Origin of the sequence: Bacillus sp. Je.9.29.b (assembly GCF_051129925.1) — a bacterium.
Lineage (GTDB): Bacteria > Bacillota > Bacilli > Bacillales > Bacillaceae > Bacillus > Bacillus safensis.
Genome location: NZ_JBCPSO010000002.1, coordinates 348,937 through 363,812, shown reverse-complemented (window position 1 = coordinate 363,812; position 14,876 = coordinate 348,937). Strand labels below are relative to the sequence as shown.

The window sequence follows — 14,876 nt, the reverse complement described above, 5'->3', positions numbered from 1 at the left end:
CTATTTTCCTCCCTCATAAATTCCTTTACTTAAATATCGCTCACTGCTGTCAGGAAAAATGGTGACAATGACTGTCCCAGGTGCTGCTTTCTTTGCTTCCTCTAAAGCGGCAAATAAAGCGGAACCAGAAGAGCTGCCGATGAGAACACCTTCTTTTTCAGCTGCTTCTTTCACCATTCGAAACGCATCATCATCACTGACAGTGTAAATCTCATCAAATAAAGCCTGCTCCATATAATCTGGGATAAATTCAAGGCCAATTCCTTCCGTTCTATGCGGACCCGGGTCCCCTCCATTTAAAATTGATCCTTCAGGCTCCACAACCACTGTTTTTAACGCCTGATTCTGCTCTTTTAAATAGGCGGCACAACCTTGAAAAGTTCCGCCAGATCCTGCTCCCGCCACGAATACATCGATATTCCCTTTTAAGTCGGACCATAATTCGGGACCGAGCGTTCTGTAGTAAGTCAATGGATTTACTTGGTTTTTAAATTGTAAAACACAATAGGCATTGTCAAGGCTTGCCTCTAATTCAAGGGCTCGATCAATCGCACCCTTCATGCCTTCTTTTCTCGGCGTATGAATAATCTCTGCACCGAGCGCCTTCATCAGTTGTTGTTTTTCTTGACTAAAATGTTCTGGTACACAAAAAATGGTCTGCAATTGATGCTTTCTTGCACTTAGGGCAAGCCCAATTCCTGTGTTTCCAGCAGTGGCTTCAATAATAGTTCCGCCTGGACGCAGTTTGCCAGATGCTAATGCTTCTCTGATGAGCATGTCACCTAAACGATCCTTAATACTTCCACCTGGATTCATCATCTCAAGCTTTGCATACACCTCAACGCCTTCTGGGACGCCAATCCCTGACAGCTTTAAAAGCGGTGTGCGGCCAATTAATTCAGTAATATCCTTTATGACAGCCATATGATTCCCTTCCTTTGTATGGAAAAGAAGGGGGGAACCCCTTCTTTTATTGTGTTTGCTTTATCATACGCAAGACAAGGTCGGTTGAGTGAATCGCTGCTTGCTCAAGGAATTGATCAAAGGAGATGTTGGATTCTTTCCCTGCAATATCCGATAGCGCACGAACGACAACAAATGGCGTACCAAAGAGCTGGCAGACTTGTGCAACGGCTGCGGCTTCCATTTCCACCGCATATAGCTCTGGAAACTTCTCTCTCACAAACGCTACACGATCCGGATCATTCATAAACGAATCTCCTGTTGCAATCGTTCCTTTTGCCACTTGAATATGATCAATTTCTAAAGCAGATTCTTCTGCCAGCTTCACAAGCTTTTCATCTGCAATGAAAGCAACTGGAAGTCCCGGCACTTGTCCATATTCGTAATCAAAGATGGTCACATCTACATCATGATGTCTCACATCAGTAGAGATGACAATATCACCTACATTTAATGAGTGGTGAAAACCGCCAGCAGATCCTGTATTGATCACATAATCTGGCTGAAAGCGGTCAAGCAGTAATGTTGTGCTGACCGCTGCATTTACTTTTCCAATCCCTGATTTTAATAAAATCACTTCTTTATCTTCATAAACACCTGTTGTAAATTCACACCCAGCGATGTTTTCTTGTGTAGCATTTTTTAGTTGATCTCTTAAAATCGTCACTTCTTCTTCCATTGCACCTATAACTGCGATTTTCAAATCAAAAACATCCTTTCATTCCCTTTTCTTCGCTTCTACGATCCAAACAAAATCATTCATTTGATGAAAGGACGTGCTAAAACCTTCTTCTTCAAAGATTTGCTTTAGCACATCAATGGATGGATAATATTCCGTTTCTAAATCCTCTGCAAGCTGATCGAACCCTGCGGCTCTCGCTTTGTCGATCTGAGCTTGATGTGCTGCTTGATTTTGAAACATTGTATCAGCAAAAACTATTTTACCATCTGAGTGAAGGATGTTGCTATAGGTGTGAATGGCTTGTTTTTTTTCTTCATCCGTTAAATGATGGAATGCATATGAACTGACGATCGTATCTGGCTCAAAAGGCGGCGCTGGAAATGATAAAAAATCCCCATCATGAAATAGATCTGGCAGTCCTTTTTGAAGAGCCGCTTTCTTCATGGCATCTGATGGTTCAACACCAAACACGTTTTTATCAGCTGCAAGGAGCAGCGCTGTTAGATTCCCCGTACCGCTTCCAAACTCAAGAACATTTTGGCCTGAAAGGCGGACAATCTCTTTTAAAATAGCCGGATACCGACGAAACACTTCTTTATACTGCTCGTCATGACCACTTACCGTGTCGTCATAAGAGTCAGCCCAATGATCAAATAAAGAAAGAAATTCACGTCCCATTTTCTTTCCCTCCACTTTATCTATTTATTCCTATGCGTATAGTATGTTTTATTCCGTCGAACAGTTCCTATCCTACCACAACTTCTGTTTCTTTCCTACTAAAAAATACTGGGAGAGACAGAAAAACATTTGCCCTTCTGAGGGAGAGAGATTAAGATGAATGAAGAGTATAGAGAGGTGAATCAAATGGATTTTCAGCTGGATTTTTTAAAGGATAAAATAGAATTTTTTGAAGCAACATCTTTAAAAGAACTTGAACAAAAGATCCAAAAACAAATTGAACATAATCAGGCGATTCTGCTGACTGTTCATTCTGTCAGTCATCAAACGACTGTGATCGATGAGCGGATTTTGTATACAGCAGTTGTTCATTTTAAAGCGAATGTCTAAACAAAAAAGATAGCAGATCTGCTATCTTTTTTTCATGTTTATCTTAATTTTTCAACCTTCACAGGTTTCCAGCCTTTTTCATCTACCCACGTAATTTCCACGCGGTAGCGTTCACCTGTTGATTTATCACGGATGGTTCCTTTTGCATCTTGAGGACCTCCGTTATTTCCTAACCAAAGAACGGTCATTTGATCTTCTGAAATTCCTGTCGCATAGGACATGGCTTTGATCATTTCTTTCCAGTCTTTTGAGCTGGAATCATAGGTTGCTGTATGTGAACCGGATTGCTCTGTTCCTACAGGCTCCCAGTCATCATTTTCGTATGTTTTGTCTACATCACTGGTTTTGCCGCCATCTGTTTCTTTGGCGTCTTTTAACGCTTCTTTATTAGGTTTTTCTTCATCATCTGTCTTCTTCTTTTCGTCGTCTTGATCAGATGAATCATCTTTTTTTGCATCTGAATCATCGGATGTGTCTTTCTTTGGATCTTTCACATCTTCTTGTGAGTTTTGTTTATTTTCACTTGTTGCAGGTGCCGTTTTTGATGGCTCTTTTGCTACATCTGTATCTTTCGGCTTATTAAAAATTAATAAACTCGATGCGACAACCAAAATAAGCACCACAACGATACCAATTAATATGTTAAGCACCATATTCGCCTTTCTGCGCTTATCACGATGTTCAAATCGAGAATTTCTACTCAAAATCTCTGCACTCCTTTGCCTCTGTTCCCTAAGTCGTTACTATTCTAACATGTCATGAAGGGATGTTCTATGTCTGTTTCTTTTCAATTTCATTGACCTTTTTTACAATATCATAAAACGCATCATTTGTCTTAGCCCGGCCACTTGTCTCATCAAGGTGAACAACAACAAGGGCGTATTTTGGTTTTTCTACCGGAAAGTATCCAGCAAACCACTTATGATAAAGCGAATTCCCCTTTTTGTCTTGACTGCCGGTTTGGGCAGTACCTGATTTTCCCGCTACATCGTATGGCAAATCTTGAAACCTTCTGCCGGTTCCCTTGTCAGAGGTCACCACCTGCCTTAAGAATTTTTGCAGCTTTTGAGCTGTATAGCGGTCTATGCTGCCCCCTTCAGGCCGTTTGTTTTGAAAGGACAGCATCGTTGTTCCGTTTTGATACAGCACTTTTTCTGCGATTTTCACTTCTTTTCGTTCTCCTCCTCTTGCGATCGTAGCCATCATATTCGCGATTTGCAGAGGAGTCGTTTTCACATTTTTTTGTCCTATTGCGGTTTGTGCAATGGCTTTTTTGACATGCTTGTCTCTTTTATCTCCCCACACACTGCCTGTTTCTTCACGATCAAACTGTTTGAAGTGCTGCTTATGATAGACATCCCCTTCCCAGCCAGCTCGATCTATGAGTCCAAGCTTTGCAGCCGTCTTTTCGATGATTTGATCATCTGTTTGAATGAGCCTTTCAGCAAGTGTCGCAAAGGTATAATTGCAGCTCTCTGAGAAACTGTCCGTCAGATTCAGCACTTCCTGTTTTCCTTCAGGCTCTCCATATAAATTCTTTCGACAGTCATACATGGTTTGTGGCTGGTCAAGGTTTTTTTCGATTGCTGCGGCAAGCACAGCCGTTTTAAAGACTGAGCCTGGTGCAATCGCTGTCAGCATGTAATTTCTTGCCTCATGCCGGTTTTTACTTGTGACATTTGGGGTACTCGCCATCGCGAGTACACTGCTTTTTTCAATGTCTAGCAGAACGGCACCGCCTTTTTCAACGCCTTGTTCTTTGAGCACCTTCTCCATTTCAGCCTGCATGTCTTCATCTATCGTTGTCTGTACCTGAAGTGGATAAAAGGAATGAGCTTCTGCTGTATATTTGACGTCCATACCGAACAAAGGGTTTCCCCTTCCATCCACATGATATAACAATTTTGTGTCTTGCTCGGGTAATAGAAATTCGTCAAAGGTACTTTCCAGCCCAAATGTGCCGATTTCAGTACGTATGGAAAGCTCTTTTTTGTCAGGATAACGCTTTCTGAGTAGTTCTGGATTTTCGCTTGTGAAACCTAATGTGTGGAGGGCAAGTCTTTTTTTGTCCTTCTCTTTCATATATACGCCGTACACACCTGAATATTTCATATCATTGATGTCTTTCAGTTTTTTTTTCGTGATGTCATCTTTTAAAATGAGAGGTTTTTTCGTTTCTGTTAACTGTTTTTTGAGTTCATCCTCTTCCATCTCAAGAATAGAGGCGGTTTGCTGCAAGCGTGGAAGATCATATTGCAGGAAAGGAAATAAGATAACCGCAGGCTGTTCTTTTGTAAGAAGTGCTTGGCCGTTTCGATCTAAAAACTCACCGCGACCGTCTGAAATAACGACTTCTTCTGTTCGCTGTTTGACACTTTCTTGTATTAAATTGATATCAAGCTTTGAAAACGATTCTGTGAAGAACAGCTGAATTTCTGCCAGTCTCATCAGAAGACCGAGCAATAGTATAAAAATAACCGCACCTGTCCATTGAATTCTTCTTTTTTTGCGCATAAAAACACCTCGTCCCTATTGTGGACGAGGTGTTTACCTGATAAACGTGATTATGAAATTTTTACAATTTGGACGAACATTTCTCCGCCCGGTGTTTGAACAGTTACTTTGTCGTCTACTTGTTTACCTAAAAGGCTTTTTGCAATAGGTGAATCGTTTGAAATCTTGCCTTCGAACGGGTCAGCTTCTGCACTTCCCACAATTGTGTAAGATTCTTCTTCCCCGTCTGGTAATTCAACGAATGTCACCGTTTTACCAAGTGAAACCACATTTGAGTTTCCTTCATCTTCGATAATTTTAGCATTACGAATCATATTATCAAGCGTTGTAATACGTCCTTCTACAAACGCCTGCTCTTCTTTAGCAGAATCATACTCCGAGTTTTCAGAGAGGTCTCCAAAACTTCTAGCGATTTTAATACGCTCTACAACCTCTTTACGTTTAACCGTTTTCAAATATTCAAGCTCTTCTTCTAATTTACGTTTTCCTTCTTCTGTCATTGGAAATACTTTCTCTTGTGCCATGAATCATTCACTCCTTCTATTAATCCTCATCATACAAACTTTCTGCACGTGAGTGACGACTGAAATATACAAGAATGAGGACATGTTCAGGCCCTCATTCCTTCTGTACCATATTCGTAAAAGTCCATCTTACATGGCGTCCCTTTTAGATGCAACTATTATGCCTTTTATTAGACAGGACCACTCGCAGCGGTCTAAAATCGCACAAACTGTGGAAAGGCACAGGAAGCTCCTGTACCTCGTTCGGCCATTTCGATCATATGTAGAAGAATAGCTTATCCATTCTCCATCTTCCAATACATAATATGGTCAGTGTACGATATGTCTATGCTATATTATTACAAAATTGCATTTTGATCAAGAATTGTTTGAAAATTTGTGATGATTTGTTTGTCGTTTTTTTAATATACTTTTTCAACTTCATTCTTTCGCTATGTGGTAGTGATTTCCCCATCTCTTCTTTTCTTCATTGTTTTCTTATCATATCAAACCCTCAAGATTCTTTCCGAGAATACTGCTTAAATAAACGTTCACACATTATTAACAAATATTTACAAGTAAATATTTGGTTTTTGTTGAATTTCATCAATGCAAGACCAAATACATGCTAGGGAGTGTTTTAAATGAACATGAAGAAAACAATTGTCTCTGTTCTATCCATCTCTACCTTATCTTTTTCACTAATGGGCATGGCTTCAGCCAAAGAAACAGCGGATTTCACAGTCAATAGCTGCTCCTCGGGATTTAAAACATTAGATGTAATTTCGATTCAAAATTACGATTTACCTATGAGAGTTGGTGAGCAATGCTCAGTCTATAATGCTGCAGCAACACGTTATTGGACAGATAACCAGAGTGTTGCTTCTGTAAGCTCTAGTGGGCTAGTGACCGCTCATTCACGTGGCGATGCCACTATCACTCTTTATAAAGGAACGTCTGTCTTAGGACAAGTTTTTGTGAGAGTTTGGTAAGATGATGCTGAAAAGACCTTTACAGTGTAAAGGTCTTTTTCTTCTCCACCATTTACTCTGCTCGGTTTTGAAGAATCGTTTGAATTTTTGTCACCATTAAGTCTATTGCTACATGGTTTTGGCCGCCTTCTGGGATGATGATATCGGCGTATCGCTTTGTCGGTTCAATGAATTGATTATGCATCGGTCTCACAACAGATACATATTGTTCAATCACAGAATCGATCGACCGGCCTCTTTCTTTCGTATCGCGTAAAATGCGGCGGATGATGCGAAGGTCTGCATCTGTATCAACATACAGTTTAATATCCATTAAGTCTCTCAAACGTTCGTCTTCGAGCGCAAAGATACCTTCAACGATAATGACATCCTTCGGCTCAACATGAACCGTCTCTTCTGAACGTGTGTTTAGTTTAAAATCGTATATTGGTTTTTCAATGGATTCGTATCTTAGGAGCTGTTCCAAATGCTCAAACATCAGGTCATTGTCGAATGCAAGCGGATGATCATAGTTCGTGAGCAGGCGCTCTTCAAATGGCATATGACTTTGATTTTTGTAATATAAGTCTTGCTGAAGCATGAGGATGGAATGTCCTTTAAATTTTTCATAGATTGAATTGGTGACGCTCGTTTTACCTGAACCTGAGCCGCCAGCAATACCAATGACAACTGGTTTACTCCTCATGTGGCTGTTATTTCCCCTTTCTCATCATGTTGCTAGGGTATACTTTTTGATCAAGCTTGAATTTGACGATTTGCAGCGGATGACGAGCAGCATCTAGTTCATTTCCTTTTTCATCCCAAATCGTTTCAATTTTGCATGTGAAATTCTCAATTTCTGGTCCGAAGAATTCGACTTCGTCGCCTTGTTTAAAGAAGTTACGCTGCTGCAATGTCACGATTTGTTCTTTTTCATCATAATGAAGAACTAGACCTGCGAAATCAAATGTCGTTTTCTTCCCATGGATGCCAAACATTTGTTCATCCGTTCCTGGTACGCCTTCGAAAAAGGCTGGTGCTGTGTCACGGTTTGCGCATTTATCTAATTCATCTAACCATTCCTGCTGAATGACAAAATTGTCTGGATCAGCACAATACGCATCAATGACTTTGCGGTATACACTTACAACAGTGGCAACATAATGAATGGATTTCATCCGTCCTTCGATTTTTAAGCTGTCAATTCCCATTTCGATCATTTGAGGAATGGATTCAACAAGCTTCAAATCTTTTGGACTCATTGCAAATGGCGCATCTTCCTCACCAAATAAAGGCGCTTCCTCAGAACCTTCTAGTTTATAAAGATCATAATCCCAACGGCAGGACTGGCAGCAGCCTCCGCGGTTAGAATCTCTTGCCGTCATATGGTTACTGAGCACGCAGCGGCCAGAGTATGCAATACACATCGCACCGTGAATGAATGTTTCGATTTCAATATCGACCTTTTCTTTCATTTCTCTAATTTCTAGCGCACTAGTTTCACGTGCGAGCACCACACGCTCAAGCCCTTCTTCCTTCCAAAACTGAACTGCTTTCCAATTTGAAAGAGATTGCTGTGTGCTTAAATGGACTTCAAGCTTCGGTGCAACACGTTTACATGTTTCAATGATCAATGGATCAGCTACGATAATACCTGCAACTCCAGCGCCTTCAATCCCTTGAAGGTATTCCTCCAGCCCGTCCATGTTTTCATTGTGGGCGAAGATATTTGTTGTCACATAAATGCGTGCGCCATATTTGTTTGCAAATGCGACGCCTTCTGCCATTTCTTCAATTGAAAAGTTATCTGCATTTGAGCGAAGTCCAAATTCTTTCCCGCCAATAAAAACAGCGTCAGCTCCGTAATGTACAGCAATTTTCAGTTTTTCCAAGTTTCCTGCGGGTGCAAGCAGTTCTGGTTTTTTTGTAATGACACGTTTCCCATCAATCATTTCAGAAATACCATCTTTCAATAATGCCATTTCCTCTGCCTCCTCTTATCTTAATAAACCGTTTCTTTAAAGAAGAACCCTGTATCAATCGAACGATTCACTGGCTGAATCTCTTCAATCCGCTTCACCCAGTCCTCTTTCTGATCTTCATACGCGTCTTTGTCAGTCGTTAGTAAATCAATTGCTTTTCTATAAAGTGATGTCACCTCTGTCATATAAGAAAGTGACTTTAAAATTCCGTCAATTTTAAATGAGTCAATGCCTGCGTCAACAAACTCTTCTAATTCGTCAATCATACACACATCATTTGGACTCATAATATGTGTTCCGTTTGCATCCTCGAAAATAGGATATTTGTTTTGACGCTCTTGGTCATGTAGGAATAGCCCTTCCTCCATGTTTCTGCCTACGACATCCATTTGTTTGCCCTGGTATTCAAAGTAGTTGCCGATGAGCGTACGTTTCGATTGAAACATACATGTCATGCCATGGACTTGAATTTCAATCTCCACCTCAGCATTTTCTTTGATGTCGATCACACTGTCCATATTCAGCTCTTTTGCAAGAACAGCACGCGATGCGCCTTTTCTGCCCCAGTAGTTACAAGTGTAATAGTTTGTCCCAGTCGTTTCTGTACTCCAGTGAAGATTCAGGTTCACTCCTGTTTCCTTTGCTGCCATGATCACAGCTGGGTCTCCAAAGACGACGCCGTCCACGTTTAATGAATCGAGAAAGGTTAAATAATCTCCAAGCAGCTGCACGCGGTCATTATGAAAAATCGCATTCATCGCTACATACACTTTTTTGTGATGGGCATGTGCAAGCAAAGCCGTTTGTTTCACATCTTCTCTTGAAAACTCACCTGCAAGACGAATACCGTATGTTTGTTCGCCTATTAAGAATGCATCAGCTCCTGCCTCAATTAATGGCAGTACGTCTGACACGCTGCTTGGCGTCACAAGCAATTCTGGTTTCTTCATGATTGGTCACCTCTTTTTGTACTAATGGCGATCCCGTCTCCAACTGGAATAATGCACGTTTGGAAATCAGGGTTTGACATGAGCCATTGATTGTATCGATCAATTTTTCCAATTAATTGTTTTTTTCGTTTATCTTCAATTTCTTCTTCATAATTCGTTGCCACTAAGCCTTTAAATAATACATTGTCTGTGATAATCATTCCGTCATGAGCGAGCATCGGTTCAAACAATTCAAAAAAACGCTTGTACTGCCCTTTTGCGGCATCAATAAAGATCACATCATAGGGCGCCATCGTTTGGACCGTTTTAGCCGATTCCATCGCATCACCAAAAAACACGTGTATTCTTTCTTTTAACTTTAATTCCTCAATGTTCCGTGTTGCTTCTTCATAGCGCTTTGCATTTCGCTCAATCGTATAAATCTCAGCATCTGGAAGAGCTGTTGCCATTCGAATAGCGGAATAGCCAATCGCTGTCCCAACCTCAAGAATTTTCTTCGGCTGTTTCATCGAAAGCAGCTGCAATAAAAGCTCGATGCTCACCTTTTCCATAATGGGTACATGATGCTCTTTTGCATAGATCTCTAATTGAGCGATTGCATCAGGACTTGGGTGAATTAAATGTTCAATATAATCATTTATTCGATCATCTTCGATAGTCATTATTTGTCTAGCTCCTTCATGACCTGAAAAAGAAGAGTCCTGCCTATTGCAGCTCTCTTTCTCGTCAATCTTTCGTTCATCTAAGTAAAAACAACCCGATATATTTTACCACAAAGAAGTGGCAATTGCGAACCTATAAAATGGATATTCCAACGAAAAAAACTGCAGGCAATCTCATATTGTCTACAGTCTTTTTCGATTCACTTGTCCATTAATTGCTGCCTGTGATGTATTTCGCTTTTGCTTTATTATGCTCATTTAACGTTTTCGTAAATACGACTTCTCCATTTTTCTTCGCAAGGAAGTAAACGTAATCCGTTTTCTCTGGATGCAGTGCGGCTTTCCAAGAGGATTCACCAGCATTTGCAATAGGTCCAGGCGGCAGCCCTTTGTTGTTATACGTGTTATAAGGAGATTTCACTTTTAGGTCTTTGTAATACACGCGGGATTTATGCTCACCAAGTGCATAAAGAACGGTTGGATCAGTTTGAAGCGGCATATCCTTTTTCAACCGATTATAGAATACACTTGAGATTTTTGCCCGATCTGTCTTTTCTGTAGCTTCCATTTCAATCAGTGATGCCATCGTTAACACATCATGTATGGACATGTTTCTCTTTTTCATGTCTTTTTCATACGTTTTCACGTATTGATCTGTTTGTTTAATCATCGTTTCAATGATCGTTTCGAGCGATTCATCCTCACGATAAAATGGATACGTAGCAGGGAATAAATAACCCTCCAACGGATGTTTCACCTGTTTTCCATTCACCTGTGATGTCACGGTTTTCGGATATTTTTTCATTAGTGTTTGAATAAAATCAGGATCATCCAGCTTTGCTTCAACTTCCTTCGCTGAAAAATTCGTCTGATTTGCAATAATGGCTGCAATATCAGACAGCTGTCTTCCCTCTGGAATCACAAGCTGAAAGGCGTAATCTGTCCCGCCAGATGTCAGCTTTTTGATCAGCGTGTCTGCGTCCATTGTTTGTTTTAAATGAAAATATCCCGCTTTAAAGCCGGACGCCTTTTTGTATTTTGCATAATAAGTAAAAATCGTGTCATTCGAAATGAGCCCATTTTCTTTTAAAATGCCCGCAATTTCGCGGACAGATGTCCCATTTGGAATATGAATATTAATGGTTTGTTTGCTTTTTTGATCGACCGGTCCGAGTGCTGATTTAACATATAAAAAGCCTGATAATGCTGCAATGATGATGACAGCAAGGACAGATAACAGGACGATCCCCATTTTTCTTTTGAAGAATGGTCGTTTCTTTTGTTCTGAAAACATGCATGGCCCTCCTCACATCTAGCTTTTATAGTACATGATTCGACGGAGTTCGGCAATTCCTTGCTTATGCATGTCATGACAGAACTTGACATAACACGGCTAAACCAATGCCGCCACCACTTCCAATAGCAGCCATGACATAGCTTCCATTCGGTAAGGTGCGCGCTTCATAAAATAATCTCACCATCATAGCAGCTCCTGACGCGCTGTAAGGATGCCCTAGGCAAAGTGCACCGCCTCTTCTATTGATCCGGTCATATGGTATCCCCAGCGTCCGGGCAATAAGTGCAGCTTTCAGCGCAAACGCTTCATTGATTTCAAATAGCGCCACTTCCTCTGCCTTGATGTTCTCTTGATGTAAAAGCTTCTTGATCGCATCAATTGGTGAAGCAGCTGGAAAATGAGGATGTATCGCTGTCACAGCACTTCCGGCGTAGCGTAGCATTGCCTTATATCCACTTGCTTCCGCTAGCGATCTTTCCATCACAGCGACAGCGGCTGCTCCGTCTGCTTCCTTACAGCTATTGGCGGCGGTCACAGTTCCTTTTCCCGGTAAAAATACAGGCTTTGCCCGCTTGATCAGCTTTGCCATCGGTCTTATTTTAGCAGCCGCTTCATCTATGTTCATCCCGTCAATCGAAACGATTTCTTCTGAATATGTACCATGTGTGAATGCCGCTAAACTTCTTTCCCAGCTTAAAAGGGCATAGTCATCTTGTTCTTTTCTCGTGACAGAAAATGCCGACGCGGTCAGCTCTGCTGCTTCTCCCATATGCGGATCTCCTATCCACTCCGGTGAAAAGCGGGCTCTCTCTTTCATTGGTGAGCTGGAAATGCTCTCAGTCCCGCCAGCGATATACATCGTGCCCTCCCCCGATTGAACCATGACGCAAGCTGTTCGGATCGCTTCAAGACCAGAGGCACACTGCCTGTCAATCGTCATACCAGGAACATGTAAAGGAAGACCTGCTTCTAATGAGGACAGACGGGCTATATTTCCACCGCCTCCGACGACATTGCCTAATATGACGTCATCCGGTGTCATGTCCTGAGACAAATGACGAATAAGGGGAGCGGCTAATTGCTCTGGGCGATAATCCTTCAGCATCCCATTTTTGTCACCGAAGGGTGTTCGTTTTGCTTGTACAATCACTGCTTGCATGACAATTGCTCCTCCGCCCACTTTTTCATGCTCGCGCGGGCTATTTTTCCGCCGGATGTTTCAATCATTTGATCAATCACAAGCCATTTTTTTGGTACCTTGTAGGCCGCCAGCTTTTCTTTAACAGCTTGTCGAACCGCCTTTATTTGCTGCACTTGCTCGAGTATGGCAACAGGGATTTCACCCCAATATGGGTCAGGAACGCCAACCACAATCGACCGTTTTACCTCTGGCTGTTCATTTAGCACACGCTCAATTTCCTCTGGGAAAATATTCAGTCCTCCATAGACAATCATGCCATTCTCACGACCACTCATATACAGATAACCGTCTTCATCCAGCCATCCCATATCGTAAACTGTCAGCCACTCCTCCGGCGGTTTCTGCTCATGTAAGTAACCTGAAAAAGTCATTGGGCTCTTTACATAAATCCTCCCTGTTTCATTTGGCTGACAGACAGATTGATCGGGCCGCCTTACTTCTACTTGAATGGAGGAGAAAGGCCGTCCAACAGAAGAAGGTTTTTGCAAAAAGTCATTTGAAGACAAATAAGAGACAAAACTTAACTCTGATGTGCCATAAAAATCAAAAAAAGTGACATGTGGATAGTTGGTGACGAGCTGTTCTTTTGAAGAGATGCTCCAATCTGCTCCCGATGACATGACAAGAAGCGGATTGTCCCCTCTAAAAGCATCGATTTGCAGTAACGTTTCTGTCATTGTTGGGACGGTATACATAACGGTGATATCACCTGTCTCTAAGGCTTTCTTCGCTTTTACTGGCACAAATTTTTCTAAAAGCGTCACTGTGCCGCCAAAGTATAATGTACTGATGGCACCATATAAAAAGTGAGAGGATAAGAGTGTACCTAATATAAGAGCATGATCTTGATGAGTGATTCCAAATGAAGCGGCAGTCATTCGAAAGCTCTCGATCCATGAATGCTGACGCCTAATAAAGGCTTTCGGTGAGCCCGTTGATCCTGACGTAAATCCCATATAAAAGACAGGATCTTTCTCGGTATCACAGCTGTTATATGGACTGTCTGTGAGAAGGTTCATTCTTTCCTTCCATTCAGATAAAGAAAGAAGCGGCATGTCCACGCTTCCCTGTTCAAATCTCTTTATCAATCGATCCTCTATAATGGCGAGATCCGCCTCACTTAACAAGAGCTTTTCGACACATTCTTCATGACTCCATCTCGGATCAAGCGGAACGGCTGTCCACCCTGCACAAGCAGCGCCCGCAAATATTTGCAAAAAAGAAGCACCATTTGATAATAAAAAAGCGATTCTTTTTTGCTGATGAGCCGTTCCTTGTAACCACTGCGCTGATCTCTGCACACGTTCATACCAATCTTGATATGTAATGCTTTCTTGCTCATCTATGATGGCAATCTGATCTGGTTTCATTTCTGCATGTACTGCATAGCTTTCCGTTATTCTGTTCAAACTGCCCGCCTCCCTTTATGCAGATCCCTTATTCGATATGACATGGCCTGTATGATTTTGACCGTAAAGACAGCACACATTCCCGCTTTGATGAAATCACCTGGAAGATAAATCAAACTAAGGAAAGCGGCCTGCGACACCTTAATATGCATCATCATGGCTTGAAAGGGGATGCCGCACATATACAAAATCACAATACTGCAAACCGCATAGATCACAAAAAGACGCAGTGCGGTTACTTTTTTCAGCCGGTTCACCCATAAACTGATCATGAAGGCAGCAACAGGATAAGCAAGAAGAAAACCACCGCTTGGACCAAAAAAGACCCCTATCCCGCCTCTCCCGCCTGACAAAAGAGGTGCGCCTGCTGCCACAACCAAAAGAAAAAAACATAAACTGATCAGTGCTTGTTTTGGCTTTAACAGCCCCCCAGCAAGCAAAAGACCTGCGGTTTGCAATGTAATCGGTACAGGTGTAAATGTAAGTAAAATCGGCGGGATCAAGCCTAACATCCCGATGACCGCTGTCATTAACGCTATTTGCATCATATCTTGTATTTTCAATCTCCATGCCCCTCACTCAATTTATTGTTAAAAACAGAGTAAAAGGTACAATTCATTATGTCAACATAAAATAAAATTAAGTTAACATAATGAACGTAAAAAAAGACCTGT

16 protein-coding genes are annotated in these 14,876 nt (G+C 41.6%); 2 read left to right on the top strand and 14 right to left on the bottom strand.

Going from position 1 to position 14,876, the window contains the following annotated elements; translation table 11 throughout:
* The 3 genes from AAZR19_RS05085 to AAZR19_RS05075 are packed head-to-tail and all read right to left on the bottom strand — an operon-like array spanning position 1 to position 2,323.
* On the bottom strand, positions 1-924 hold the full coding sequence (locus AAZR19_RS05085; RefSeq protein WP_024427895.1) for a PLP-dependent cysteine synthase family protein: 924 nt from the start codon (positions 922-924) through the stop codon (positions 1-3).
* 46 nt (positions 925-970) lie between these two features.
* The gene (mtnN, locus tag AAZR19_RS05080) at positions 971-1,666 is read right to left on the bottom strand and encodes a 5'-methylthioadenosine/S-adenosylhomocysteine nucleosidase (RefSeq protein ID WP_226014633.1); all 696 of its coding nucleotides are present in this window, start codon (positions 1,664-1,666) and stop codon (positions 971-973) included.
* A 15-nt stretch (positions 1,667-1,681) separates the two neighbouring features.
* Entirely contained in the window at positions 1,682-2,323 is a 642-nt protein-coding gene (locus tag AAZR19_RS05075) for a class I SAM-dependent DNA methyltransferase (RefSeq protein WP_024423102.1), read from the bottom strand.
* 186 nt (positions 2,324-2,509) lie between these two features.
* Here AAZR19_RS05075 and AAZR19_RS05070 point away from each other — a divergent pair, with 186 nt between their 5' ends.
* Positions 2,510-2,713, top strand: coding sequence for a YrzA family protein (locus AAZR19_RS05070; RefSeq protein WP_024423103.1), 204 nt, complete (start codon positions 2,510-2,512; stop codon positions 2,711-2,713).
* A 38-nt stretch (positions 2,714-2,751) separates the two neighbouring features.
* Here the strand turns inward: AAZR19_RS05070 and AAZR19_RS05065 are convergent, their stop codons facing one another.
* The 3 genes from AAZR19_RS05065 to greA all read right to left on the bottom strand — a co-directional run bounded on the left by AAZR19_RS05065 (position 2,752) and on the right by greA (position 5,751).
* On the bottom strand, positions 2,752-3,417 hold the full coding sequence (locus tag AAZR19_RS05065; RefSeq protein WP_434702475.1) for a YrrS family protein: 666 nt from the start codon (positions 3,415-3,417) through the stop codon (positions 2,752-2,754).
* A 67-nt stretch (positions 3,418-3,484) separates the two neighbouring features.
* A complete protein-coding gene (locus AAZR19_RS05060) occupies positions 3,485-5,227 on the bottom strand; it encodes a peptidoglycan D,D-transpeptidase FtsI family protein (RefSeq protein ID WP_218677590.1) in 1,743 nt (580 codons plus the stop codon).
* Between the two features lie 50 nt (positions 5,228-5,277).
* On the bottom strand, positions 5,278-5,751 hold the full coding sequence (gene greA, locus AAZR19_RS05055; RefSeq protein WP_008358505.1) for a transcription elongation factor GreA: 474 nt from the start codon (positions 5,749-5,751) through the stop codon (positions 5,278-5,280).
* Between the two features lie 623 nt (positions 5,752-6,374).
* Between greA and AAZR19_RS05050 the strand changes: the two genes are divergently transcribed.
* The gene (locus AAZR19_RS05050; protein WP_046311893.1) at positions 6,375-6,722 is read left to right on the top strand and encodes an Ig-like domain-containing protein; all 348 of its coding nucleotides are present in this window, start codon (positions 6,375-6,377) and stop codon (positions 6,720-6,722) included.
* A 52-nt stretch (positions 6,723-6,774) separates the two neighbouring features.
* On the opposite strand, the gene udk is transcribed toward AAZR19_RS05050, so the two are convergent.
* From udk to AAZR19_RS05010, 8 genes are all read right to left on the bottom strand, one after another.
* Entirely contained in the window at positions 6,775-7,407 is a 633-nt protein-coding gene (udk, locus tag AAZR19_RS05045; RefSeq protein ID WP_024423106.1) for a uridine kinase, read from the bottom strand.
* Between the two features lie 7 nt (positions 7,408-7,414).
* On the bottom strand, positions 7,415-8,683 hold the full coding sequence (locus AAZR19_RS05040; RefSeq protein WP_024423107.1) for a peptidase U32 family protein: 1,269 nt from the start codon (positions 8,681-8,683) through the stop codon (positions 7,415-7,417).
* 20 nt (positions 8,684-8,703) lie between these two features.
* Positions 8,704-9,633 carry a peptidase U32 family protein gene (locus tag AAZR19_RS05035; RefSeq protein ID WP_024427876.1) on the bottom strand — a complete coding sequence of 310 codons (930 nt, stop codon included), beginning with the start codon at positions 9,631-9,633 and terminating at the stop codon, positions 8,704-8,706.
* Positions 9,630-10,295, bottom strand: a complete 666-nt coding sequence (locus AAZR19_RS05030; protein ID WP_024423109.1) for an O-methyltransferase — start codon at positions 10,293-10,295, stop codon at positions 9,630-9,632. The genes AAZR19_RS05035 and AAZR19_RS05030 overlap by 4 nt, the downstream gene beginning before the upstream one ends.
* 211 nt (positions 10,296-10,506) lie before the next feature.
* Positions 10,507-11,589: an endolytic transglycosylase MltG gene (gene mltG / locus AAZR19_RS05025; RefSeq protein WP_226014634.1), complete on the bottom strand. Its 1,083-nt coding sequence runs from the start codon at positions 11,587-11,589 to the stop codon at positions 10,507-10,509.
* A gap of 73 nt (positions 11,590-11,662) precedes the next feature.
* Positions 11,663-12,751 carry an acetyl-CoA C-acyltransferase gene (locus AAZR19_RS05020; RefSeq protein ID WP_326349551.1) on the bottom strand — a complete coding sequence of 363 codons (1,089 nt, stop codon included), beginning with the start codon at positions 12,749-12,751 and terminating at the stop codon, positions 11,663-11,665.
* Complete coding sequence (locus tag AAZR19_RS05015) at positions 12,739-14,202, bottom strand: acyl-CoA synthetase (protein WP_326349550.1); 1,464 nt, start codon at positions 14,200-14,202, stop codon at positions 12,739-12,741. The genes AAZR19_RS05020 and AAZR19_RS05015 overlap by 13 nt, the downstream gene beginning before the upstream one ends.
* Positions 14,199-14,765 (bottom strand): biotin transporter BioY, encoded by a 567-nt coding sequence (locus AAZR19_RS05010; protein WP_326349549.1) that lies wholly within the window; start codon positions 14,763-14,765, stop codon positions 14,199-14,201. Before AAZR19_RS05010 ends, AAZR19_RS05015 begins: the two co-directional genes overlap by 4 nt.
* Positions 14,766-14,876: the final 111 nt, after the last annotated feature.